Source organism: Streptomyces sp. WAC 01529 (assembly GCF_003945545.1).
Taxonomy (GTDB): Bacteria; Actinomycetota; Actinomycetes; order Streptomycetales; family Streptomycetaceae; genus Streptomyces; species Streptomyces anatolicus.
The window spans coordinates 3,720,603-3,740,809 of record NZ_CP029617.1; the positions used below are offsets into that span (position 1 = coordinate 3,720,603).

The 20,207-nt window shown below is 72.7% G+C and carries 20 protein-coding genes, 1 tRNA gene and 1 pseudogene; 14 read left to right on the forward strand and 8 right to left on the reverse strand.

Going from position 1 to position 20,207, the window contains the following annotated elements; genetic code table 11:
* Positions 1-102: 102 nt before the first annotated feature.
* Genes DMA15_RS16560 through DMA15_RS16570 form a run of 3 tightly spaced genes read left to right on the forward strand, consistent with a single transcriptional unit; the run spans position 103 to position 2,066 of the window.
* Entirely contained in the window at positions 103-477 is a 375-nt protein-coding gene (locus DMA15_RS16560) for a PadR family transcriptional regulator (RefSeq protein ID WP_125513574.1), read from the forward strand.
* Entirely contained in the window at positions 437-1,504 is a 1,068-nt protein-coding gene (locus DMA15_RS36670) for a hypothetical protein (protein ID WP_164551770.1), read from the forward strand. Before DMA15_RS16560 ends, DMA15_RS36670 begins: the two co-directional genes overlap by 41 nt.
* A 52-nt stretch (positions 1,505-1,556) precedes the next feature.
* Positions 1,557-2,066 (forward strand): GNAT family N-acetyltransferase, encoded by a 510-nt coding sequence (locus DMA15_RS16570; protein WP_125513577.1) that lies wholly within the window; start codon positions 1,557-1,559, stop codon positions 2,064-2,066.
* A gap of 7 nt (positions 2,067-2,073) precedes the next feature.
* Here DMA15_RS16570 and DMA15_RS16575 read toward each other — a convergent pair whose 3' ends face one another.
* Together DMA15_RS16575 and DMA15_RS16580 are read right to left on the reverse strand one after the other, a co-directional pair.
* A complete protein-coding gene (locus DMA15_RS16575) occupies positions 2,074-3,471 on the reverse strand; it encodes a M1 family metallopeptidase (RefSeq protein ID WP_240660219.1) in 1,398 nt (465 codons plus the stop codon).
* A gap of 280 nt (positions 3,472-3,751) precedes the next feature.
* Positions 3,752-4,309 (reverse strand): heme-binding protein, encoded by a 558-nt coding sequence (locus DMA15_RS16580; protein WP_125513581.1) that lies wholly within the window; start codon positions 4,307-4,309, stop codon positions 3,752-3,754.
* A 292-nt stretch (positions 4,310-4,601) separates the two neighbouring features.
* Here DMA15_RS16580 and DMA15_RS16585 point away from each other — a divergent pair.
* The 4 genes and pseudogenes from DMA15_RS16585 (at position 4,602) to DMA15_RS16600 (ending at position 7,769) form a co-directional block, all read left to right on the forward strand.
* A pseudogene (locus tag DMA15_RS16585) lies at positions 4,602-5,820 on the forward strand (sensor histidine kinase).
* Positions 5,817-6,458, forward strand: coding sequence for a response regulator transcription factor (locus tag DMA15_RS16590; protein WP_125513582.1), 642 nt, complete (start codon positions 5,817-5,819; stop codon positions 6,456-6,458). Before DMA15_RS16585 ends, DMA15_RS16590 begins: the two are co-directional and overlap by 4 nt.
* A gap of 69 nt (positions 6,459-6,527) precedes the next feature.
* The gene (locus tag DMA15_RS16595) at positions 6,528-7,031 is read left to right on the forward strand and encodes a hypothetical protein (RefSeq protein WP_125513584.1); all 504 of its coding nucleotides are present in this window, start codon (positions 6,528-6,530) and stop codon (positions 7,029-7,031) included.
* Between the two features lie 111 nt (positions 7,032-7,142).
* Entirely contained in the window at positions 7,143-7,769 is a 627-nt protein-coding gene (locus tag DMA15_RS16600) for a class I SAM-dependent methyltransferase (RefSeq protein WP_240659827.1), read from the forward strand.
* Between the two features lie 297 nt (positions 7,770-8,066).
* On the opposite strand, the gene DMA15_RS16605 is transcribed toward DMA15_RS16600, so the two are convergent.
* Entirely contained in the window at positions 8,067-8,789 is a 723-nt protein-coding gene (locus DMA15_RS16605) for a pentapeptide repeat-containing protein (protein ID WP_125513588.1), read from the reverse strand.
* 144 nt (positions 8,790-8,933) lie between these two features.
* Between DMA15_RS16605 and DMA15_RS16610 the strand changes: the two genes are divergently transcribed.
* From DMA15_RS16610 to DMA15_RS16620, 3 genes are all read left to right on the forward strand, one after another.
* Positions 8,934-10,124 (forward strand): FAD-dependent oxidoreductase, encoded by a 1,191-nt coding sequence (locus DMA15_RS16610; protein ID WP_125513590.1) that lies wholly within the window; start codon positions 8,934-8,936, stop codon positions 10,122-10,124.
* Positions 10,125-10,228: 104 nt separating this feature from the next.
* Complete coding sequence (locus tag DMA15_RS16615) at positions 10,229-11,245, forward strand: zinc-binding dehydrogenase (RefSeq protein ID WP_125513591.1); 1,017 nt, start codon at positions 10,229-10,231, stop codon at positions 11,243-11,245.
* Between the two features lie 110 nt (positions 11,246-11,355).
* Positions 11,356-12,642 (forward strand): GNAT family N-acetyltransferase, encoded by a 1,287-nt coding sequence (locus DMA15_RS16620; protein ID WP_125517830.1) that lies wholly within the window; start codon positions 11,356-11,358, stop codon positions 12,640-12,642.
* Between the two features lie 38 nt (positions 12,643-12,680).
* Here the strand turns inward: DMA15_RS16620 and DMA15_RS16625 are convergent, their stop codons facing one another.
* The 3 genes from DMA15_RS16625 to DMA15_RS16635 all read right to left on the reverse strand — a co-directional run bounded on the left by DMA15_RS16625 (position 12,681) and on the right by DMA15_RS16635 (position 14,987).
* On the reverse strand, positions 12,681-13,172 hold the full coding sequence (locus tag DMA15_RS16625; protein ID WP_125513593.1) for a GNAT family N-acetyltransferase: 492 nt from the start codon (positions 13,170-13,172) through the stop codon (positions 12,681-12,683).
* A 44-nt stretch (positions 13,173-13,216) separates the two neighbouring features.
* On the reverse strand, positions 13,217-14,113 hold the full coding sequence (locus tag DMA15_RS16630; RefSeq protein WP_125513594.1) for an aminoglycoside phosphotransferase family protein: 897 nt from the start codon (positions 14,111-14,113) through the stop codon (positions 13,217-13,219).
* Positions 14,114-14,207: 94 nt separating this feature from the next.
* The gene (locus DMA15_RS16635; RefSeq protein ID WP_125513596.1) at positions 14,208-14,987 is read right to left on the reverse strand and encodes a thioredoxin domain-containing protein; all 780 of its coding nucleotides are present in this window, start codon (positions 14,985-14,987) and stop codon (positions 14,208-14,210) included.
* Positions 14,988-15,142: 155 nt separating this feature from the next.
* On the opposite strand from DMA15_RS16635, the gene DMA15_RS16640 reads away from it, so the two are divergent.
* The gene (locus DMA15_RS16640) at positions 15,143-16,588 is read left to right on the forward strand and encodes an FAD-dependent oxidoreductase (RefSeq protein ID WP_125513598.1); all 1,446 of its coding nucleotides are present in this window, start codon (positions 15,143-15,145) and stop codon (positions 16,586-16,588) included.
* A 41-nt stretch (positions 16,589-16,629) separates the two neighbouring features.
* Here the strand turns inward: DMA15_RS16640 and DMA15_RS16645 are convergent, their stop codons facing one another.
* Both DMA15_RS16645 and DMA15_RS16650 read right to left on the reverse strand, forming a co-directional pair.
* Positions 16,630-17,265: a histone deacetylase gene (locus tag DMA15_RS16645; protein WP_125513599.1), complete on the reverse strand. Its 636-nt coding sequence runs from the start codon at positions 17,263-17,265 to the stop codon at positions 16,630-16,632.
* 1 nt (position 17,266) lies between these two features.
* Positions 17,267-17,343 (reverse strand) — tRNA-Thr (locus DMA15_RS16650).
* 217 nt (positions 17,344-17,560) lie between these two features.
* On the opposite strand from DMA15_RS16650, the gene ugpC reads away from it, so the two are divergent.
* The 3 genes from ugpC to DMA15_RS16665 all read left to right on the forward strand — a co-directional run bounded on the left by ugpC (position 17,561) and on the right by DMA15_RS16665 (position 20,140).
* Positions 17,561-18,697 carry a sn-glycerol-3-phosphate ABC transporter ATP-binding protein UgpC gene (gene ugpC, locus DMA15_RS16655; RefSeq protein WP_125513601.1) on the forward strand — a complete coding sequence of 379 codons (1,137 nt, stop codon included), beginning with the start codon at positions 17,561-17,563 and terminating at the stop codon, positions 18,695-18,697.
* A gap of 228 nt (positions 18,698-18,925) precedes the next feature.
* A complete protein-coding gene (locus DMA15_RS16660; protein WP_125513602.1) occupies positions 18,926-19,384 on the forward strand; it encodes a hypothetical protein in 459 nt (152 codons plus the stop codon).
* 36 nt (positions 19,385-19,420) lie between these two features.
* A complete protein-coding gene (locus tag DMA15_RS16665; protein WP_125513604.1) occupies positions 19,421-20,140 on the forward strand; it encodes a nucleotidyltransferase family protein in 720 nt (239 codons plus the stop codon).
* Positions 20,141-20,207: the final 67 nt, after the last annotated feature.

Below are 20,207 nucleotides of genomic sequence, written 5' to 3' on the forward strand. Positions count from 1 at the left end.
CAGCTGCCGGGGCCCTCTGGCGTATGCGGACGCCCACCCCCACTACTATGAATCCCGTAATAGTCTGTGGACCTGAAAAGTGGCCCGAACCAGGAGGCGCCCGTGGCCGACGCCCACACCGCGTGGACCCGCGCCACGCTGCCCCTGTGCCTCCTCGGCATCCTCGACGGCGAGGAGAAGAGCTATGGCTACGCCCTGCTCGGCCGCCTCGCCGACGCGGGGCTCGAAGGGGTCAAGGCCGCGACGCTCTACCCCGCCCTCACGCGCCTCGAAGAGGAGAGCGCCGTCGAGATCGAGTGGGGTGCGGGAGAGGGCGGTCCCGGGCGGAAGTACTACCGGATCACCGAGGAGGGGCGGGCGAGGCTGCGGCGTGACCGGGCCGCGTGGGGTGACTTCACCCGGACCGTCGCCTCGCTCCTCGGCAAGGGGGACGACAGTGGGCAACACACCCGGGACACCCATGGCGCGGGCGGCTGACCTCGTCTGGGCCCGCGAGGAGGACGAGGAGTGGGCCGACACCGTCCACGTACGGCTCGTGCTCGACCACGACGCGCCCGCCGGCCTCGCCGACGAGGTGCTCGCCGAGGCCCACCAGATCGTGCGCGAGGCGGGGCTGCCCGCCCCGGAGGTCCTCGGCGAGCCCGAGGCGTACGCGCGTACCGTCGCCGCCGAGCGCATCAGCGAGAAGGACCGGGCCAAGGTCGACTCGCGCGGCCTGACACCCGGTGAGCGCGTCTGCGCCTCCCTCGGGACGCTCGGGTTCATCGGGTTCTGCCTGTGCGTCATGCACTGGTTCGAGGACGGGCTGTGGGTGAGGGGCAGCTGGGCCTCGGTCGCGGGATGCACCACGGTCGTGGCCGTCGCCTCGCTCGGCACCCTCGCCTTCGTCGCCCGCGCCGCCGGACGGATCCGGGGCATGTGGGGCTTCCTCACGGGGGCCGCCTGCGCGTTCGCGGGCGGGATCGCCGTCGCCACCACCGCCCCCGGGGAGCGGTTGTTCGAGGTGCCCGTGCCGGTGCTGATGGCGGGCTGCGCCGCGTGGACCGTCGCGGCCTACGCGTTCCCGGACGCCACCCTCGACCGCTGGTTCGCACCGCGCCCGCACGCCGACGACGAGCAGTGGCTCGCCCGGCTCGAAGGGCTGCTGCGGGGGCGGCACGCCATGCCGGCCGCCGAGGCGCGCGGCCATGTGCGCGAGGCCCGGCAGCATCTCTCCGGAGCGGACCACGAGCGCGCCGAGGACACCTTCGGCGACGTCGAGGTGTACGCCATGCGGCTCGCCGATGGACCCCGCAAGCGGCAGCGGGTCGCCCGCCACAAGCTGTACCGCACGGCGGCGGCCGCCGCGGTGTTCACCGTCCTCGCCGTCGACGAGACCCTCGAAACGGGCCACTTCTCGGGCTGGGTCGCCTGCTACGTGGCCGCGGCCGGCGCCTGGACATGGACCCTGATCGCCGAGTGGCGCGACCTCCGCGAGCCCGGCCGGGCCGACAAGGCCGCTTAGCGCGAGGTTCGGAGGCCCAACGGAGCCGACTGGGCCAGTTAGCCTGCCCCGCATGATCCTCGAACCGCTCGTCGCCGTCGAAGGCGCGTTGCCCGGTCACCTGCTCACCGAGGTGACCGCGCTGTACGCGGCGAACCGTGACTTCTTCGCGCTCAGCGGGGACTTCCCCGACCCCGACGACATCCGCGTCGAGCAGGTCGCCAAGGCCCTCGCGGACGAGCTGGCCCATCCGGACGCGGAGGTCCTGCTCGCCCGCTCCGAGGGGCGGCTCGTCGCGGTCGCCGTCACCCTGGCCCGCCATCCCGACCCCACCGACCCCGACCCGTGGATCGGGCTGCTCATCGTCGCCGCCGAGCTGCACCGCACGGGTGTGGGGCGGCAGGTGACGGCCCTGGTCGAGGAGCGGTTCCGGCAGGCGGGGCGGGACGCGGTGCGCCTCGCGGTCCTGGAGAACAATCCGAGGGCGCTGCGGTTCTGGACCGCGCTCGGCTATCTGGTCATCGGCCACCGCGAGGACCGGGCCCGGCACCGGCCGTGCGCGGTCCTGCGCAAGCCGCTCTGACCGTGTCTCAGGGGCTGTCCGGCTTGCCGTCCCCGTAGAGCCAGTCCCCCCAGATCCGGCGCACCTTCTCGCGCGCCTCGTCGCCGCCCGCGTGCTCCTCGACGTACTCGGTGAAGTCCCTGGTGTCCGCGTTCTTGTGCCGGTACTTCTTCGCCCAGCCCTGCACGATGTCGTAGAAGGTGTCGTCGCCGACGGCCCGGCGGATCTTGTGGACGACCATCGCGCCGCGCTCGTAGACCGGCGCCTCGGAGATGTGCGCGGCGTCGGTGGGCTTGGCGGGCGGGAAGGCCCAGATCGCCTCGTTGTCCTCCTTGTCGGCGTAGAGGTCGCCCTCGTACAGCGCGTCGAACGTCTCCTGCGCGCTGTCGCCGCCGTTGTCCTCCGCGTACAGCCACTCCGCGTACGTGGCGAAGCCCTCGTTGAGCCACATGTCCCGCCAGGACTTGGGCGTGACGGAGTCGCCGAACCACTGGTGGGCCAGTTCGTGGACGAGGAGCGAGGTCTCGGGGGCGCCGGGGAAGACGGGCCGGGTCTGCGTCTCCAGCGCGTACCCCGCGTCCTCGGGGCGGTCGACGATCGCGCCGGCCGAGGAGAAGGGGTAGGGGCCGAAGTTGTACTCCGCCCACTCCAGGACGTCGGGGAGCTTGCCGAGGACCTTCTTGCCCGCCTTCGCCTGGGAGGGGTCGACGGCCGTGATGACCGGCAGCCCCGATTCCGTCGTCGAGGTCTCCATCTCGTACTTCCCGATGGCGACGGTCGCCAGATAGCTCGCCATGGGTTCGGCGCTGTGCCAGGCGAAGGTGGTGCGGCCGTTCTTGGTCGACTCGCGCGTCAACTCGCCGTTGGAGACGGCCTTCAGGCCCTTGGGGACGGTGACCTCTATGTCGTACGAGGCCTTGTCGCTCGGGTGGTGGTTGCCGGGGAACCACGCCATGGAGCCGGTCGGCTGGCCGAGCGCGAGCGCGCCGTCCGCCGTCTTGAGCCAGCCCTCCTCGGAGTCGTCCGCGTCGGTGATGGTCTCCGGGGAGCCGGAGTAGCGGACGCTCGCCACGAAGGTCTCGCCTCGGTCGAGTTCGTCGGCCGGGCGGACCCTCAGCTCGTGGCCCGCGCGCTGGAACCGGGCCGCCTTGCCCTCGACGGTGATCGCCGAGACGTCGAGGCCCTTGAGGTCCAGGTTGAAGGAGCTGAGGTTCTTGTCGGCGCGGGCGGTGATCTCCGCGGTGCCGGTGAGGTGGCCCTCGCCGGGGTCGTAGCCGAGGGTCAGGCCGTAGTGCGTGACGTCGTAGCCGCCGTTGCCCAGCTTGGGGAAGTACGGGTCGCGCACGCCGTCCGCGCCGGGGGTGCCGTCGACTCCGTCGCCGCCGCACCCGCTGAGGGTGAGGGTGAGGGCGGCGGTGGTGAGCAGGGCGAGGGTACGGGGGGCTCGGGTGACGGTGGCGGCCGGGGGCGTGGCGGCTCGGGTGACGGTGGCGGCTCGGGCGGCCGGAGATCGCAGGTCCACGCGGGTGATCTTATGCGGCAATTGTTCGGGCTTGGGGTGCCGGAGGCGTGGCGGGGGCCGTGGTGGAGGCCCCGGCGGGCCTCGCGGCCTCCGTCCCGCACCCCGCGCCCCGGCTCGGCCCCCGGCGCTGCGCCCGGGCTTCCCCACCACCCACCCGTGTGCCCCGCACCGGCGGGTGGCGGTCTCAGCGGCTGAGCGCCGCGACGCCCGCCTTCGCGAACTTCTCGTCCTGGTCGCCGCTCGGGGCGCCCGCGACGCCGATGCCCGCGACGGGCGCGCCCTTGGCGGTCACCGGGGCGCCGCCCGCGAGGAACAGCGTGCCGGGGATGTCCTTCAGGTTCGGGGCCTGCTCCAGGCGCTTGGCCAGCTCGGAGGTGGGGGCATTCCAGGAGACGGCGGTGTAGGCCTTCTTCTCGGCGGACTCGTACGACTGCGGGCCCGCGCCGTCGCCGCGCAGCGTGACGATGGTGTTGCCGTTGCGGTCGACGACGGCGACGGAGACGCGCTGGTTCTCCTTCTTCGCGGCGTCCAGGGTGGCCTGCGCGGCCTTCGTGGCGGCGGCGACCGTGAGGTGCGTGGACCGGGTGAGGTTCTTGTCGCCCGCGTCGGCGGTGACTGCGGCCTTGGCGGCGGCGTCCGGGGTGCCGGCGTTCGCGGAGACGGCGCCGAAGGTTCCGGCGCCGAGGACGGCGGCGGTGGCGGCGACGGTGAGGACGCGGGTGCGGCGGGAGATCTTCTTCATCGGGGGCTCCTTCGAGGGGCGGGGGGCGTTTCGGCGTTTCTGCCTCTGCCATCGATCCTCCGGCCGGTTCCGGCCCGTACCCGTCGGCGTACCGGCTCGGGGCCGCGCGCGACTCGGCCGACACCAGGGTCAACCGATCGGTTGATCCCCGCGTGGTCCCGCCGGGCCACAATGAAGGTGTTTGCCCAGTTCACGAGAGGGACGAGAGGGAGGAGGCCCCGGAGTGGCACAGCACGCGCCCGCCCCGGACCCGAGGGTGCCCGACCGTGACGCCCGCTGGCTCGCGGCCGTCATGCACACGGCGTTCTTCCTGCTCCTCGGCTCCTCGCTGGCCCGCTTCCTGCTGCGGCACCCCGGCGAGCCCCGCACGCCGTGGATCATCGCGCTCTCGATCTGCCTCGCACTGCTGTACGTACTCGGCCCCGCGCTCGGCACCCGTTCCACGCCGCACCGCCTCGCCTGGCTGATCCTCACCGTGACGACCTGGGGCGTCCTCGTCGTCCTCGCCCCGAGCTTCGCGTGGTGCGCGGTGCGCGGTGCCGCTCTTCTACACCGGGCTCCGCACGCTGCCGGCCCGCGCGGCCCTGTTCCTGGTGGCCGTCCTGACCGCCTTCGTGGTCACCGCGCAGTTGCAGCTCGCGGGCCACTTCGACCCCAACCTCCTCTTCGCGCCGCCCGCGTGGGCGGCGGTGGCGAGCGCCGTCTTCCTCTACATGCAGCGCCAGGCGGCCCGCCAGCGCGACCTCATCGACGACCTCATCCGCACCCGCCGCGAACTGGCCGCCACCGAGCGCCGCGAGGGCACCCTCGCCGAACGCCAGCGCCTGTCCATGGAGATCCACGACACCCTCGCCCAGGGCCTGTCCAGCCAGCAGATGCTGCTCCAGGCGGCCGAGCGGCTCTGGGACACGGACCCGGCGCGGGCCCGTGCCCATGTCCGTACCGCCGAGTCCATCACCGAGCGCGGCCTCGCCGAGGCCCGCCGTTTCGTGCACGACCTGGCCCCGGCCGACCTGGCGGACGGCGGCGGCCTCGCGCAGGCCCTGCGGGCGCTCGCGGAACGGGAGTCGGACGCGGAACTGACCGTCCGCTTCCACGCCGAGGGCGGGCCCGCGCCGCTGCCGGACCGGGCCAGTTCGGCGCTCCTGCGCATCGCCCAGGGCGCGCTGGCGAACGTACGCGAGCACGCCCGGGCCACCACGGCGGCGCTGACCCTGACCCACCTGGACGACCAGGTGGTCCTGGACATCGCCGACGACGGACGCGGCTTCACCCCGCCCCGTGACACCGGGCCCCCTACGGGCGTACGGGGCCACGGCCTGCCCGCGATCCGCGCGCGTACGGCGCAGCTGGGCGGCACGCTGACCATCGAGTCGGTGCCGGGCGAGGGCACGGTGCTCTCGGTGTCGCTCCCCCTGGAGACTCCGTCCTCGACCACGCCCACGATGCCGTCCTCGTCATCGACTCCGCCCCCGCCCCCGCCCCCGAACCCGTTGGAGCCCCCGTCATGAGCGCACCGCGCCCCGTCCGCCTGCTGGTCTGCGACGACCACGTCGTCGTACGCGCGGGTCTGCTCGCCCTGCTCGGCAGCGCGCCGGACATCGAGGTGGTCGGTGAGGCGGGCACGGGCGAGGAGGCGGTCGCGCTTGCCGCCAAACTGACGCCGGACGTGGTCCTGATGGACCTCCAACTGGGCGAGGGCATCGACGGCGTGGAGGCCACGCACCGCATCGCGTCACCATCCCCCGAGTCCCCGCCCCACGTCCTGGTCCTGACCACCTACGACACGGACGCGGACATCACGCGGGCGATCGAGGCGGGCGCCACGGGCTACCTCCTCAAGGCGGAGCGCCCCGAGGAGCTGTTCTCCGCGATCCAGGCCGCCGCGCAGGGCCGCACCGCGCTCTCCCCGCCGGTCGCCTCCCGCGTGATGGCCCGCATGCGGGCCCCGCGCCCCACGCTCACGGACCGTGAGCGCGACATCCTCGGCCAGCTCTCCCAGGGTCTCGGCAACCGCGAGATCGCCCGCGCCCTGTTCATCAGCGAGGCCACGGTCAAGACACACCTGGGCCGGATCTACGACAAGCTGGGCGTCGATACGCGGGCGGGCGCGGTGGCGGTGGCGAAGGAGCAGCGGTTGCTGCCGTAAGGGGGAGGGCCGTGCCCGGGGCCGTGACGTGGGGCGCCCGGCTGCCTGGGCCATGACACCATCGACCCCGTGCTCGACATCGGCTACGCGCTCTCCGCCCGCTTCCCGGACCCCCCTCAGCTGGACTACAGCAGGGCGGACGTCCACACGCTCCGTCACGACCTGTTCTGCGGGGACGTGTATCTGGCGGACACCAAGGCGGACCGGGAACTGTCCACAGCCTGGGGATGGGTTCCCGTACTGGACTTCGCGTGGGCGCTGTGCGACATCGTGGAGACCCTGGACAAGGACCCGATGGGCAGCCGGGCCTCCCGCCCCCAGTACGCGGAGCTGGACTTCACGGAGTCGACCGACCGCATGCTGTTCGCCCGGCGCTTCGGCTGGGTGGACATCGAGGCGGACTGGATGGACCCGGAGGAGCCGCCGCTGAGCTTCTCCCACGCGGAGTTGCGGCGCGAGGCGCGGGACTTCCTCCACGACCTCATCGCGGACCTCACGGACCTCCACGACTCCCTCGCGGACAACCCCACGCTCTGGTCCCTCCAGTCCCGCTTTCCCCGCATGCCCCGCTAATGTCGTGAGCATGGTCGAACACGCTGCTCTCGGTGCCCTTGATGCCTCGATGCCACGCGCGAGGCGTACGACGGTGCCGCGGACACGTACGCGCGGCTGTTCCGCGACTCGTTGCGTGACAGCCCCCTGGACCGCGCGATGCTGGACGTCTTCGCCGAGGCCGTGAGGGCGGGTGCGGGTGCGGGTGCAGGTACGGACGCGGATGCGGATGCGGATGGACGTACGGGTCTGGTCGCGGACCTGGGCTGCGGTCCCGGCCATGTCACCGCTCACCTGCATGAGCTGGGGCTGAGGGCGTTCGGCGTCGACGCGTCTCCCGCGATGATCGGGCTGGCCCGACAGGCCTCTCCGGAGCTGCGGTTCGAGGTGGGCTCGATGGCGGCGCTGAACCTCGCTGACGGCGAGCTGGACGGCGTACTCTCCCGCTGGTCCATCATCCACACTCCCCCGCGCGAACTCCCCGCCATCCTGGCGGAGTTCCACCGCGTGCTGGCCCCCGGCGGCCACCTCCTGATCGGCTTCTGGGCGAGCGAGGACGCGTCCCACCCGACGCAGGCCTTCGATCACGCCGTGGCACCGGCGTACCGCTGGTGTCCCGATCACCTCGCGGCGCTACTGCGCGAGTCCGGGCCGACGGGGTCGACGGGGCTGACCGAGGTGGCCCGAGCGACCAGGGAGCCCCAACCGACGGACCGCCGCCAGTTCAAGGAAACCCACCTCCTGGCCCGCAAGCCGTAACCCCAGGAAAAGCCTCCCCACCCACCCACCCGTTTGCCCCGCGCCACAGCGGTGACCGCACCGCCGCACCCGTGGACGGGATGGAGCCCAGGGCCTGGCGGGGCACCTTGGGCGGACTTACACCAGGCCATCAGCGGCTAGGCGTGATGCCCCACGGCACCCCCTAAGCACGGCGAGACGGGCGGGTGGGTGGGAAAGCATCCGCCGCGAAGCGGCGGGCTAGAACTCCCCACAACGCGAAGCGCCACCGCAAGGAAAGCCCAGCGCACCCCACAAGCCCCGCCCACCAGGACCCTGCTAGGCCCCGGGGCCAGCCACCCGTACGCCCAACTCCCCCGCGAACGCCCCCGCCAACTCCATCAGCTGCCCAGGACTGATCACCGCCCCGGCCAGACTCCCCACCCCCCGCATGATCTCCAGCTCCCCCGCCGCCCGCAGATCCACGTCCTTCATCCGCACCCCGCTGAAGTCCGCCCCCCGCACCACGCAGTCCCGGAACTCCACCCGCTCCATGGACGCCTCCCCGAAGTCCGGCTCCACCAGCACGCACCCCTCGAAGATCACGTCCCGCAGCCGCGCCTTCCGCAGGTTCAGATAGTCGATCTTGCCGCCCCGCACCACGACCCGCTCCAGCACGCCCCCGTGCAACTGCACGCCACCCAGGCGCGCGTCGATCACCTCCACGTCCCGCAGCGACGCCTCCGCGAGGTCCGTGCCCACGCCCCGCAGCTCCGTCAGGACGGAGTCGACGAACCGCGCCCGGGCCAGCCTGGTCCCCCCGACCCCGCACCCGGTCAGCGCGCAGTCCATGAAGAGCGCCCCGCCGCCGTCCTGCTCACCGAGGTCGAGGCCGCCGAACTCCAGCCCGTCATAGTCCCCGTCGGGCTCAAGCTCCCCCGCGTCGAACGGCCGCAGCGGCGGCAACCGCACCTCGGCCCGCCGAGCCTCCTTGACCGCGCCCGCCGCCTTCGCGCCCCGCGCGCCCTTCGCCGTCCTCGTCGCCTTCGCCCTCTGCACCATGCCCCCATGGTGCCGACCCCCACTGACAACGCCCCGCCGACAGCACCGCCCACCCCGCCCCGCACCCGATGTCACACCCGGCCCGCCCCCACACGTCGAGGTAACGAAGACCGAGCCGAAACCCACCCCAAAGGAGCCCCCGCAATGCCAAACGCCCCCGCCACCCCCACCCCCGTCACCGTCATCGGCGGCGGCTTCGCCGGTCTCACCGCAGCCATCACCGCCGCCGAAGCCGGCGCCCGCGTGACCCTGTACGAGTCCCACCACACCCTCGGCGGCCGCGCCCGCACCGCCGGCGGCCCGTACAAGACGAACGAGGGCCCGCACGCCCTCTACAACGGCGGCCCGCACTGGACCTGGCTCAAGCAGCGCGACCTCATCGGACCGCTGGCCCCCCTGCCGCCCCTCGAAGCCGCCCGCCTCCGCCTCCACCACCGCGGCGCCCTGCACCGCGTACCGCCCCTCGCCATGCTCAGGCTGCTGCGCCACAAGGCCGAACAGGCCCCGGTGGAACAGGACTTCACCACCTGGGCCACCGCCCAGGTCGGCGAGGAGGGCGCGCGCGCCGCCGCGCACTACATGGCGGTCGCGACCTTCCACCACGACCCCGGCTCCCTCTCCGCCCGCTTCCTTCAGGAGCGCCTGCGCCGTGCGACGAAGCTGCCCCCGGAGGCCCACTACCCGCGCGGCGGCTGGGCCTCGGTCATCGACCGCATGGCGGGGCTCGCCTGGAACCTCGGCGTACGCGTGGAGACCCTGGCCCGTGTCGACAGCCTCACCGACGTACCCCAGAACGGCCCGATCATCGTCGCGACCTCCCTCGACGCGGCCCGCCGCCTCCTCGGCGACGAGTCCCTGCGCTGGGAGAGCGGCCGCACCGCCCTCATCGACCTGGCGTTCCGCTCCCGCAAGGGCGACGCCTTCGCCGTCTCCGACCTGGACCGGACGGGCTGGGTGGAGCGCTTCACCGCCCAGGACCGCACGCTGGCCCCCGAGGGCGAACAGCTCGTCCAGGCGCAGATCCCCCTCTCCCCCGACGAGACGAAACACGACGGCGTGGCCCGCGCCGAGCACCTGCTCGACCTCGGTTTCCGCGGCTGGCGCGAGCGCCTGACCTGGCGCCGCGCCTCCGTGGCGAACGGCCGTACCGGCGCGGTCGACCTCCCCGGGACCACCTGGCGCGACCGCCCCGCGATCGACCGCGGGAACGGCGTCTACCTGGCGGGCGACCAGGTCGCGGCGCCCGGCCTGCTCTCCGAGGTGTCGTTCAACAGCGCGGTGGAGGCGGTCACTTTGGCGCTGACGAGGTCGAGGCTTGACCTCAAGTCCGCTTGAGGTCGGAGGGTGGGGTCCCAGAAGCACCGCCCGACCCTCCCGGGCAGCACCGGGCAACCGCGCGGCCCCGGGCGGCCCCGGACCACCCCTCAAGGAGCCCCACCATGCACGCCATCCGCCTCCACGCCTTCGGCCCCGCGGAGAACCTCGTCCACGAGGAGACCGCGGCCCCCGCCCCGGCCGCGGGCCAGGTCCGCGTCACCGTCGCCGCGGCCGGCGTCCACCTCCTGGACACCGCGATCCGCGAGGGTATGCGGGGTCCGCTGCCCGAACTCCCCGCCCTGCCCACCATCCCCGGCCGCGAGATCGCCGGGACGGTCGACGAGCTGGGCGAGGGCGTCGACCCGGAGCTGCTCGGCAAGCGCGTCGTCGCCCACATCGGCTTCGCCCCCGGCGGCTACGCCGAGCAGACCGTCACCGAGGCGTCCCGGCTGCACGTACTCCCCGACGACATGGACTTCGCCGAGGCCGTCGCCCTCATCGGGACGGGGCGTACGACGATGGGGATACTCCAGTTCGCCGAGCTGACGCCCGATTCGGTGGCCGTCATCCCCGCCGCGGCGGGCGGCATCGGCACGCTCCTCACGCAGTACGCCAAGCACAGGGGCGCCACCGTCATCGGTCTCGCGGGCGGCCCGGAGAAGACGGCCCGCGTCCGCGCGAACGGCGCCGACCTCGCCGTGGACTACAAGAACCCCGCCTGGCCCGACGAGGTCCGCGCGTACCTGAAGGAGCGGCTCGACGGCCGCGCCGCCACCGTCGTCTTCGACGGCGTGGGCGGCGACGCGGGCCTGGCCGCGGTCGACCTGCTCGGCCCCGGCGGCGTCCACGTCGTCTTCGGCTGGTCCGGCCAGGGCCTGCACGACGGCGAGGCACTGACCTTCGGCGAGGAGGAGCTGGCCGCGCGCGGCATCACGCAGGTGAACGTCCTCGGCCCGGCGATGATGGCGAAGGCCGGCGGCGACAACCCCGTACGCACCCTGGAGACCGCCGCCCTCGCCGAGGCCGCCACGGGCCACTTCACCCCGGCCGTGCAGCGCTACCCCCTGGCGGAGGCGGCGGCGGCCCACCGCGCCCTGGAGACCCGCGGCACGATGGGCAAGGTCGTCCTGATCCCCTGAGGCGCCCCTGAGAGCCCAGAGCCCCCTGAGGGCCTCCTGCCGACCCCGTCCCCCGGGCCGAAATTCACCTGCCCTCACGGCATCCGGGAACTACCGTCCGTTATATGGATATGGAACCCGTCCAACCCCCCACCCCTTCCGCCTCCTCCGCCTCCTCCATCCAGTTCCGTGATGTCCCCGAGGCGGGGATCGACCGCGCCCTCTCCCTCGCCTACCTCGCCTTCCACGAGAGCCCGGAGGAGGAGAAGCGCAAGCACCACCACGACCTGCTGCTCGGCTGCACCCGCATCGGCGCGTACGACGGGGACGAGCTCGTCGGATTCCTCGCGGCGTTCCCCTTCACGATCTCCGTCCCCGGCGGCGAACTGCCCTGCCCCAGCGTCACGTTCGTCTCCGTCGCGCCGACGCACCGGCGGCGCGGCGTGCTCTCCGGGATGATCGCGGAGCTGTTCGCGAAGGCGACCGCCGAGGCCGCGCCGATCGCCGCCCTGTGGGCGTCGGAGGACGCCATCTACGGCAGGTTCGGCTTCGGCCCGGCCACCCACGGCAACACCGTGGAGATCGACTCCCGCCGCCCGCTGGCCCTGCGCATCGCCCCGGACGAGCGTCCGCTGCGTCTGCTCGACCCCTCCGACGCCCCGGACGTCCTCGGTCCGTACTACGACCGCACGCGCGCCGAACGCCCCGGCCGCCTCGTCCGCACGGAGGCGTGGTGGCGCGAGGAGTGGATGGTGACGGAGGACGAGGAGGACGACGAACTCTCCCCGCCCCGCATCGTCACGCTCGGCTCCCCGGACGCCCCAGGCGCCCCCGCCGAGGCAGGCCACATCGCGGGCTACGCCATCTACCGCACCAAGACCCGCGACGACGCCCCCGGCCTCGTCCGCCTCGACGACCTGGAGGCGGACACCCCCGCCGCGGCCGCCGCCCTCTGGCGCTACCTCGCCTCGATCGACCTGACGGGCCAGATCCGCGCCTGGGGCCGCCCCCTGGACGACCCGCTGCTGCTCTTCGCCGCCGACCGCGACCAGGTGCGCGTCACGGGCCAGTCCCCCGCCCTGTGGGTCCGCCTCATCGACGTACGCGCCGCGCTGACCGCCCGCTCCTGGGCGGCCCCGGTCGACGCGGTCATCGACGTACGCGACGACCGCCTCCCCGCCAACGCGGGCCGCCACCGCCTGACGGCGTCCCCCGAGGGATGTACGTACGAACGGACGGACCGCCCCGCGGACCTCACCCTCGACATACGCGACCTGGCGGCGGCCTACCTCGGCGGCACCGCGATCGACGCCCTGGTCCGCGCGGGCCTCGCCCAGGAACACACGCCGGGCACGGCCACGGCCCTGGACGCGGCGCTGCACACCGACCGACTGCCGCATACCGTGGACGAGTTCTAGAGACCCCGGAGACCAAGGACCCCGAAAAGAAACAGAGGCTAGGCCCCGGCGGGCCGCGGCGAGCCCAGCGCGGTGAGCGCGTCGTCGGCCAGCCGGTACACGGTCCACTCGTCCTGGGGCCGTGCGCCGAGCGACTTGTAGAAGTTGATGGACGGCTCGTTCCAGTTGAGGACGGCCCACTCCAGCCGCTCGTAACCGCGCTCCACGCAGATGCGGGCCAGCTCGGCGAGGAGCGCCTTGCCGTGCCCGGCGCCGCGCGCCTCAGGACGTACGTACAGGTCCTCCAGGTAGATCCCGTGCGCGCCCCGCCACGTCGAGAAGTTGAGGAACCACAGACAGAAGCCCACCACCTCACCGCTCGCGTCGTCCTGCGCGAGGTGCGCGAACGCGGCGGGCCGCTCCCCGAACAGCGCCTCGCGCAGCTGCTCCTCGGTGGCCTTCACCTCATGGGCGGCCTTCTCGTACGCGGCGAGGTCATGGACCAGGGCGTGGATGACGGGGACGTCGGCAGGCGTGGCGGTACGAATCATGGGGGCAGGCTAGCCAGCGGCGGACCGCGGAGGTCAACGCCGTCTCACCATCCAGTCAGCCGCCGCGCGACCTCCAGGTGGTCCGGCACCAGCGGCCGTCCGTCCTCGATCTCCCACAGCGAGTTCTGCAGCACCCGCCCGAGCGTCCAGGCGCGCGCCCGCTCCCTGTCGAGCCCCATGACCTCGGTCATCGCGTCGAACCGCCACCGCACCTCGTCCGGCTCGAAGCGGTTGTCGAGGGCGGGCCACAGATCGAACCCGGGGTCCCCGGCAAGGGGTTTGGGGTCGATGGCGAGCCACGGCTCGCGCTCCGACGCCAGTACGTTCTCGAAGTGCAGGTCCCAGTGGAGCATCCGGTCACCGGCCTCGCCCATGACCTCGCGCACCGCGCCCCCGCACCGCTCCACGAGCGCCCGCTCGACCGGATCCGGGATCGCCTTCAGCGCCCCGGGCAGCTCCGCGACCATCTCGGCCGCGAGGTCGCCGAGTCGGCGCATGCCCTCCGGCGCGGGCCCCGCGGTCAGCCGGGCGAGGAGCCCCGCGATGACGAGGACGGCCTCCCGGGTACCGGCCGCGTCGGCCATCGTGGACAGCATCCGCCCCGAGTCGAGGCGTTCGAGCAGCATCGTGCCGGTCGCCGCGTCGTGGTCCAGGAGCCGGACGGCCCCGTCACCGCCCCACACCCGCAGCGCGACCGGCTCGCCCTCGGTCTCCTCGTCCAGGACCTGGAACTTGACCGCGGCGGGCGTGCCGTCCGCGCGCACCACGGGCAGCACGAGCGCGGCCTGCCCGTGCATCGGCTCCCCGTCGGGCGTCAGCTCCCACCGCTCGGCGAACTCCCTTACCCGCGCGGGCAGTACGTCGATGAAGGCGCGCCCCGCCTCACCCGCGTACAGGTGCTGCGCCTCGACCAGCCCGTCCGGAACACGAATGTCGATCACGCCCGCGACCCTACCGACGCGCGCGCGGCCCCGCCCACGGGTTTTCGGGGCCGCGCACACGGGTTTCCGGGGCCGCGCACCACGGCCGGAGACGTCAGGAAATCCCGGCCTTCTTCAGCTCCTTGGTGAACGCGCCCTGGTCGTAAAGGGCCTCGCCCTCGGCCTTCTCGCCGTCGATGAGGACGGTCGGCGTGGCCTGGACCCCGTCGTCGCTGAAGGCCGACATCGCCTCACCGACCCACTTCTTGTACGTCCCCTTGGTCACCGCCTTGTCGAAGGCGCCGCCCCGCAGCCCGTCGACCCTGTCGGCGATCTTCAGCAGGAAGGCCGGGGTGTAGGCGTCCTGCGACTCCTCCTCGGGCTGGTTGGCGAAGACGGCGGCGTGGTACTGCGGGAACTTGCCCGCCTCCACCGACGCCCGCAGCGCGTTCGCCGCGTTCACCGATCCGCTGCCGCCGAGGTTCTTGTCGAGGAAGGAGGCGATGACGTACTCGACCTTGACCTTGCCGTCGGCGACCGGTCCGACCAGCGCCTGGGCCCCGCCCTCCTCGAACTTCTTGCAGAACGGGCAGCGCGAGTCCTCGTAGACCTTGACCGTATGCTTGGCCTTCGGGTCACCGACGGTGATCACGCCGCCCTTCACCGAAGCTGCCGCCTTGGCGAGTCGGGCGCTGGACGCCGGCGGGGCCTTCGCCTCGGGGCCGTCGGAGGCGGGCCCCTTGGACTTGGGCGCGGACGACGAGGACTTCTCGGCGCCACCACCGTCGCCACTGTCGTCGGGACCGCAGGCGGACGCGGCCACCCCGATCAGCGCCGCGGCGGCCACCGCGGTGACGACGCGCGCGGCCTTGCGCCCGGCCTTGTGTACGGCCATGAGTTGAGCCCTCCCAGTATTCGACACGTTCCGCTCAAAGTATCGGAATCCATCCCGCTGCCCGTGCGCCGAACGCCCCGCCCCGGGGACCCTGAGTCCCGAAGACCAGCTCCCACCCCTGCCCACCGCCCCCACCTGCGCAGTAACGTCCGCGCATGAGCAGCAGCACGACCAACGCGCCCCGCCCCGACTCCTCGTCCGCCTCTTCGTCTGCCACCGTCAACGGCGGCATATCGTTCTGGTACGCGGACGACGGCCTGCCCGCGGCACGCGAACCCCTCACCTCCGACGCCACGGCGGACGTCTGCGTCGTCGGCGGCGGCTACACCGGCCTGTGGACCGCGTACTACCTCAAGAAGGCCGCACCCTTCCTGCGCATCACCGTCCTGGAGCAGAAGTTCTGCGGCTACGGCGCCTCCGGCCGCAACGGCGGCTGGCTCTACAACGGCATCGCGGGCCGCGACCGCTACGCCAAGCTGCACGGGCACGAGGCCGCGGTCCGCCTCCAGCAGGCCATGAACGCGACGGTCGGGGAAGTGATCCGCACCGCGTCCGAGGAGTCCATCGAGGCGGACATCCACCAGGGCGGCGTACTCGAAGTGGCGTACACACCCGCCCAGTTGGCGCGCCTGAAGTCCTTCCACGAGACCGAACTCTCCTACGGCGAGAAGGACCGCACCCTGCTCGGCGCCCGCGAGACCGCCGAGCGGATCCGCGTCGCGGGCGCCGTCGGCTCCACCTGGACGCCGCACGGAGCGCGCCTGCACCCGGTGAAGCTGGTCAAGGGCCTGGCGCGGGCCGTCGAGGCGCTCGGCGTCACGATCCACGAGTCGACGCCGGTCACGGAGATCAAGCCGAAACACGCGGTCACCCCGTACGGCACGGTCCGCGCCCCCTACGTCCTGCGCTGCACGGAGGGCTTCACGGCCTCCCTCAAGGGCCAGCGCCGCACCTGGCTCCCCATGAACTCCTCGATGATCGCGACGGAACCCCTGACACCGGCCCAGTGGGAGTCGATCGGCTGGGAGGGCCGTGAAACCCTCGGCGACATGGCCCACGCGTACATGTACGCCCTGCGCACCGCCGACGACCGCATCGCACTCGGCGGCCGCGGCGTCCCCTACCGCTACGGCTCGAAAACGGACAACGACGGCCGCACCCAGGCCGCCACGATCGAGGCGCTCCACACCATCCTGACCCGCTTCTTCCCCCAGCTGGCCGGGGTCCGCGTGGCCCACGCCTGGTCCGGCGTGCTCGGCGTCCCCCGCGACTGGTGCGCGACGGTCACCCTGGACCGCGCGACGGGCCTGGGCTGGGCGGGCGGCTACGTCGGCTCGGGCGTGGCCACCGCCAACCTCGCCGCGCGCACCCTGCGGGACCTGGTCCAACAGGACTCGGGCCAGGCGGGCCCCACGGACCTCACGACCCTGCCCTGGGTCAACCACAAGGTCCGCAAGTGGGAACCGGAACCCTTCCGCTGGCTGGGCGTCCACGGCATGTACGCCACCTACAACGCCGCCGACCACCGCGAACGCACCACCCCCACCACGGCCTCCTCCCGCCTGGCCCGCCTGGCGGACCGAGTGGCGGGCCGCCACTGACGCCCCCTTGAAGCCGCCCCCTGACGGACCCGCCCCCGGCGTCAAGGCCCCCCGGTCAGCAGCTCGGTGACCCCCCGCTCGGACCAGTGCCCCAAGGCGCCGGGGCAGGCGGCGACGTAGGCGGCGACCTCTTCCACGTCCCACCCGCCCGCGGACAGGAGCCCCGAGGCCAGGAAGCGTACGTAGGCGGGCGCCGGGGGGACCCAGCGCACGTCGTCCATGCCCCAGGGCGCCGTGAAGGTCAGCACGGGCATGCCGTCGACCCGGCCCGCGCACACGAGCGTCTCGTACCGGCCGTCTCCGAGCACATCCCGCCCCCGCGTGAGCGCCTGCGTCAGATCGAGGTCGGCGCCCGGCTCCCGGTACATCTCCTGAGCCGCGATGTCGGAGAACTGCCCGGCGGTCACCAGGTGGGCCCGGGCCAGGACACGCCCGCTCGCATGCGGGTCGTAGAAGGCCCTGCCGCCGCCCCACATCAGCGACTCGGTCGCGAAGTACATCGCACCGGGCAACTCCACGGGCACGGACCGGGCGGGCATGGCGGGGTCACGGCACCCCGGACACTCCTTCGCCCCACCCGACGGCCGGCCACCCCGGATATAGGCGGCGAGCCGGTCCAGGTGCGTGTTCGAGCCGTACGACGCGTACCAGACCCGGGCGGCTGGGCCGGGGTTCATATGGAGCCCCCTGTCGGATTCGAACCGACGACCTACGCATTACAAGTGCGTTGCTCTGGCCATCTGAGCTAAGGAGGCATGCACGGGCCCGCACATGCATGTGGTCGTGCCCGAGCAGTGTAACCAACGACGTCCGTCCGCCCGGCGGAAATTTCCGCGGACCCAGCCGCGCCCCGACTACTGACAGACCACGGACCTCCGGGGTACGGTCACGAGCAGTTCACTCAGGTGGACTACACCACTCCCTCTACTCGGATCGTCCGGCACGTTCCTGCCGGTGAAGGGGGCCCTCACCATGGCCACTGTTACGTTCGACAAGGCGACCCGCACCTACCCGGGTTCCGACAAGCCCGCCGTCGACGGCCTCGACATCGAGATCGAGGACGGCGAGTTCCTCGTACTCGTCGGCCCGTCCGGCTGCGGCAAGTCCACCTCGCTCCGGATGCTCGCGGGGCTCGAGGACGTGAACGCCGGCGCGATCCGCATCGGGGAGCGCGACGTCACGCACCTGCCGCCCAAGGACCGGGACATCGCCATGGTGTTCCAGAACTACGCGCTCTACCCGCACATGACCGTCGCCGACAACATGGGCTTCGCCCTGAAGATCGCCGGTGTCAACAAGGCCGAGATCCGCCAGAAGGTCGAGGACGCGGCGAAGATCCTGGACCTCACCGAGTACCTGGGCCGCAAGCCCAAGGCGCTCTCCGGCGGTCAGCGCCAGCGCGTGGCCATGGGCCGCGCCATCGTGCGCGAGCCCCAGGTCTTCCTCATGGACGAGCCGCTCTCCAACCTCGACGCCAAGCTGCGTGTGTCGACGCGTACGCAGATCGCCTCGCTCCAGCGCCGCCTCGGCATCACCACCGTGTACGTCACCCACGACCAGGTCGAGGCCATGACCATGGGCGACCGCGTGGCCGTGCTCAAGGACGGGCTCCTCCAGCAGATCGACTCGCCCCGCAACATGTACGACCGCCCGGCGAACCTCTTCGTCGCGGGCTTCATCGGCTCCCCCGCCATGAACCTCGTCGAGGTCCCGATCACCGACGGCGGCGTGAAGTTCGGCAACTCCGTGGTGCCGGTCAACCGCGAGGCCCTGTCCGCCGCCGCCGACCGCGGCGACCGCACGGTCACCGTCGGCGTCCGCCCGGAGCACTTCGACATCGTCGAGCAGGACGGCGCCGCCGCGAAGTCCCTCTCCAAGGCGACCGAGGACGCCCCGGCCGGTCTCGCCGTCTCCGTCAACGTCGTCGAGGAGCTGGGCGCCGACGGATACGTCTACGGCTCCGCCGAGGTCGACGGCGAGCACAAGGACCTCGTCGTCCGCGTGAACGGCCGCCGCGTCCCGGAGAAGGGCAGCCAGCTGCACGTCGTACCGCGGCCGGGCGAGACCCACGTCTTCTCCACGTCGACGGGCGAGCGCCTCTCCGACTGACGGACACCGCCACGAGCACACCCGAGGGGCCCCGCACCGAGCGCGCGCGGGGCCCCTCGGCGCGTCCGCGGGGCCCGCCCACGACGACGGCGTTGTCGACAAATACCCCGGCACACCGGTCATTTCGCCCGGGCCTCGTCAACACCGCACCAGGGAAACCCTCTTCGCCGTCGCTCGACCGAGTGACAAAATGTCGCCAAATCATCACCGAGCGCTACGCTGCCACGCGTGACGCACTCCGCCAACTACACCCAGAAGCCGCGCCGAGCCCACCGGGGCCCCGCCCGCCGCATCGGCCGCACGCTCGCTCTCGTCCTGCCCGTGATGCTGGTGCTTTCCGGGACCCTCGCGGTCACCAGCGTCAACTGGTCGGGGAACTCGTCGGATTCGATGCTCACCGCATCCGCCGACAACCTCTCCGTACCGGCCAAGTCCCGCGCCCCGCAGGACATCCTGCGCGACCGGCTCCTCCTGGAACTCCAGGAGAAGAACCCCGGCATCGCGCTCACCCACCTCCAGCAGGAGGTGAACCGCCACCCGTCGCTCGCCCGCCACTGCGTCGCCATCGCCCGCGCCCTCGGCCGGGCCGCCGTGCAGAAGTACGGCCCGACCCGCGCCCAGTCGTACGCGCGGCCCGTGTGCGACACGTCGTACGCGTCGGGCGTGGCGGCCCATCTGAACGGCTGAGCCGACCGGCCCGACGCGCCGCGTAGGGTTTCCGGCATGACCACGCTGAACCCCACGCAGGCCGTAGTCCTGGCCGGAGGCCAAGGCTCCCGCCTCCGGCCGTACACCGACGACCGGCCCAAGCCGATGGTCGAGATCCCCGGCACGGGGACCCCGATCATCGGCCATCAGCTCGCCTGGCTGGCCGCGGAGGGTGTGACGGACGCCGTCGTCTCCTGCGGCCACCTCGCCGAGGTCCTCCAGGAGTGGCTCGACTCCGCCGACCTCCCGCTGAACGTCACCACGGTCGTCGAGAAGGAGCCCCTCGGCCGCGGCGGCGGCCTCAAGTACGCCGCCCGCCACCTCCCCCACGCCGACCAGCCCTGGTACGCGACGAACGGCGACATCTGGACCCGCTTCTCGCTGCGCGACATGGCGGCCTTCCACGCCGAGCGCGACGCCACCGCGACCCTCGCCCTGGCCCGCCCCCGCATCCCGTGGGGCGCCGTCGAGACGGACGCGTTCGGCCACATCACGGACTTCATCGAGGCCCCGCCGTCCCCGTACCTCATCAACGCGGGCGTCTACGTCTTCTCCTCGTCCTTCACCGCGCTCCTGCCCGACCTCGGCGACCACGAGCGCACCACGTTCCCCCGCCTGGCCCGCGCCAAGCGCCTGGCGGGCTTCCCGCTGCCCCAGGGCGCCTACTGGCGGGCGATCGACACCGCGAAGGACCTCACCGAGGCCGCCAAGGAACTGGCCGCCCAGGCCCGTTGAGCCCCCCCCCCCCCCCCCCCGCACCCACTTCATACGTACGCCGGAGGGGCCCCGCACACCGTGTGTG

What these genes read in the sequence shown, in the direction of transcription:
- DMA15_RS16570 (WP_125513577.1), top strand. Translation starts at nt 1,557, where the DNA reads ATGATCCTCGAACCGCTCGTCGCCGTCGAAGGCGCGTTGCCCGGTCAC.
- DMA15_RS16580 (WP_125513581.1), bottom strand. Translation starts at nt 4,309, where the DNA reads ATGAAGAAGATCTCCCGCCGCACCCGCGTCCTCACCGTCGCCGCCACC.
- DMA15_RS16590 (WP_125513582.1), top strand. Translation starts at nt 5,817, where the DNA reads ATGAGCGCACCGCGCCCCGTCCGCCTGCTGGTCTGCGACGACCACGTC.
- DMA15_RS16605 (WP_125513588.1), bottom strand. Translation starts at nt 8,789, where the DNA reads ATGGTGCAGAGGGCGAAGGCGACGAGGACGGCGAAGGGCGCGCGGGGC.
- DMA15_RS16610 (WP_125513590.1), top strand. Translation starts at nt 8,934, where the DNA reads ATGCCAAACGCCCCCGCCACCCCCACCCCCGTCACCGTCATCGGCGGC.
- DMA15_RS16615 (WP_125513591.1), top strand. Translation starts at nt 10,229, where the DNA reads ATGCACGCCATCCGCCTCCACGCCTTCGGCCCCGCGGAGAACCTCGTC.
- DMA15_RS16620 (WP_125517830.1), top strand. Translation starts at nt 11,356, where the DNA reads ATGGAACCCGTCCAACCCCCCACCCCTTCCGCCTCCTCCGCCTCCTCC.
- DMA15_RS16625 (WP_125513593.1), bottom strand. Translation starts at nt 13,172, where the DNA reads ATGATTCGTACCGCCACGCCTGCCGACGTCCCCGTCATCCACGCCCTG.
- DMA15_RS16635 (WP_125513596.1), bottom strand. Translation starts at nt 14,987, where the DNA reads ATGGCCGTACACAAGGCCGGGCGCAAGGCCGCGCGCGTCGTCACCGCG.
- DMA15_RS16640 (WP_125513598.1), top strand. Translation starts at nt 15,143, where the DNA reads ATGAGCAGCAGCACGACCAACGCGCCCCGCCCCGACTCCTCGTCCGCC.
- DMA15_RS16645 (WP_125513599.1), bottom strand. Translation starts at nt 17,265, where the DNA reads ATGAACCCCGGCCCAGCCGCCCGGGTCTGGTACGCGTCGTACGGCTCG.
- ugpC (WP_125513601.1), top strand. Translation starts at nt 17,561, where the DNA reads ATGGCCACTGTTACGTTCGACAAGGCGACCCGCACCTACCCGGGTTCC.
- DMA15_RS16665 (WP_125513604.1), top strand. Translation starts at nt 19,421, where the DNA reads ATGACCACGCTGAACCCCACGCAGGCCGTAGTCCTGGCCGGAGGCCAA.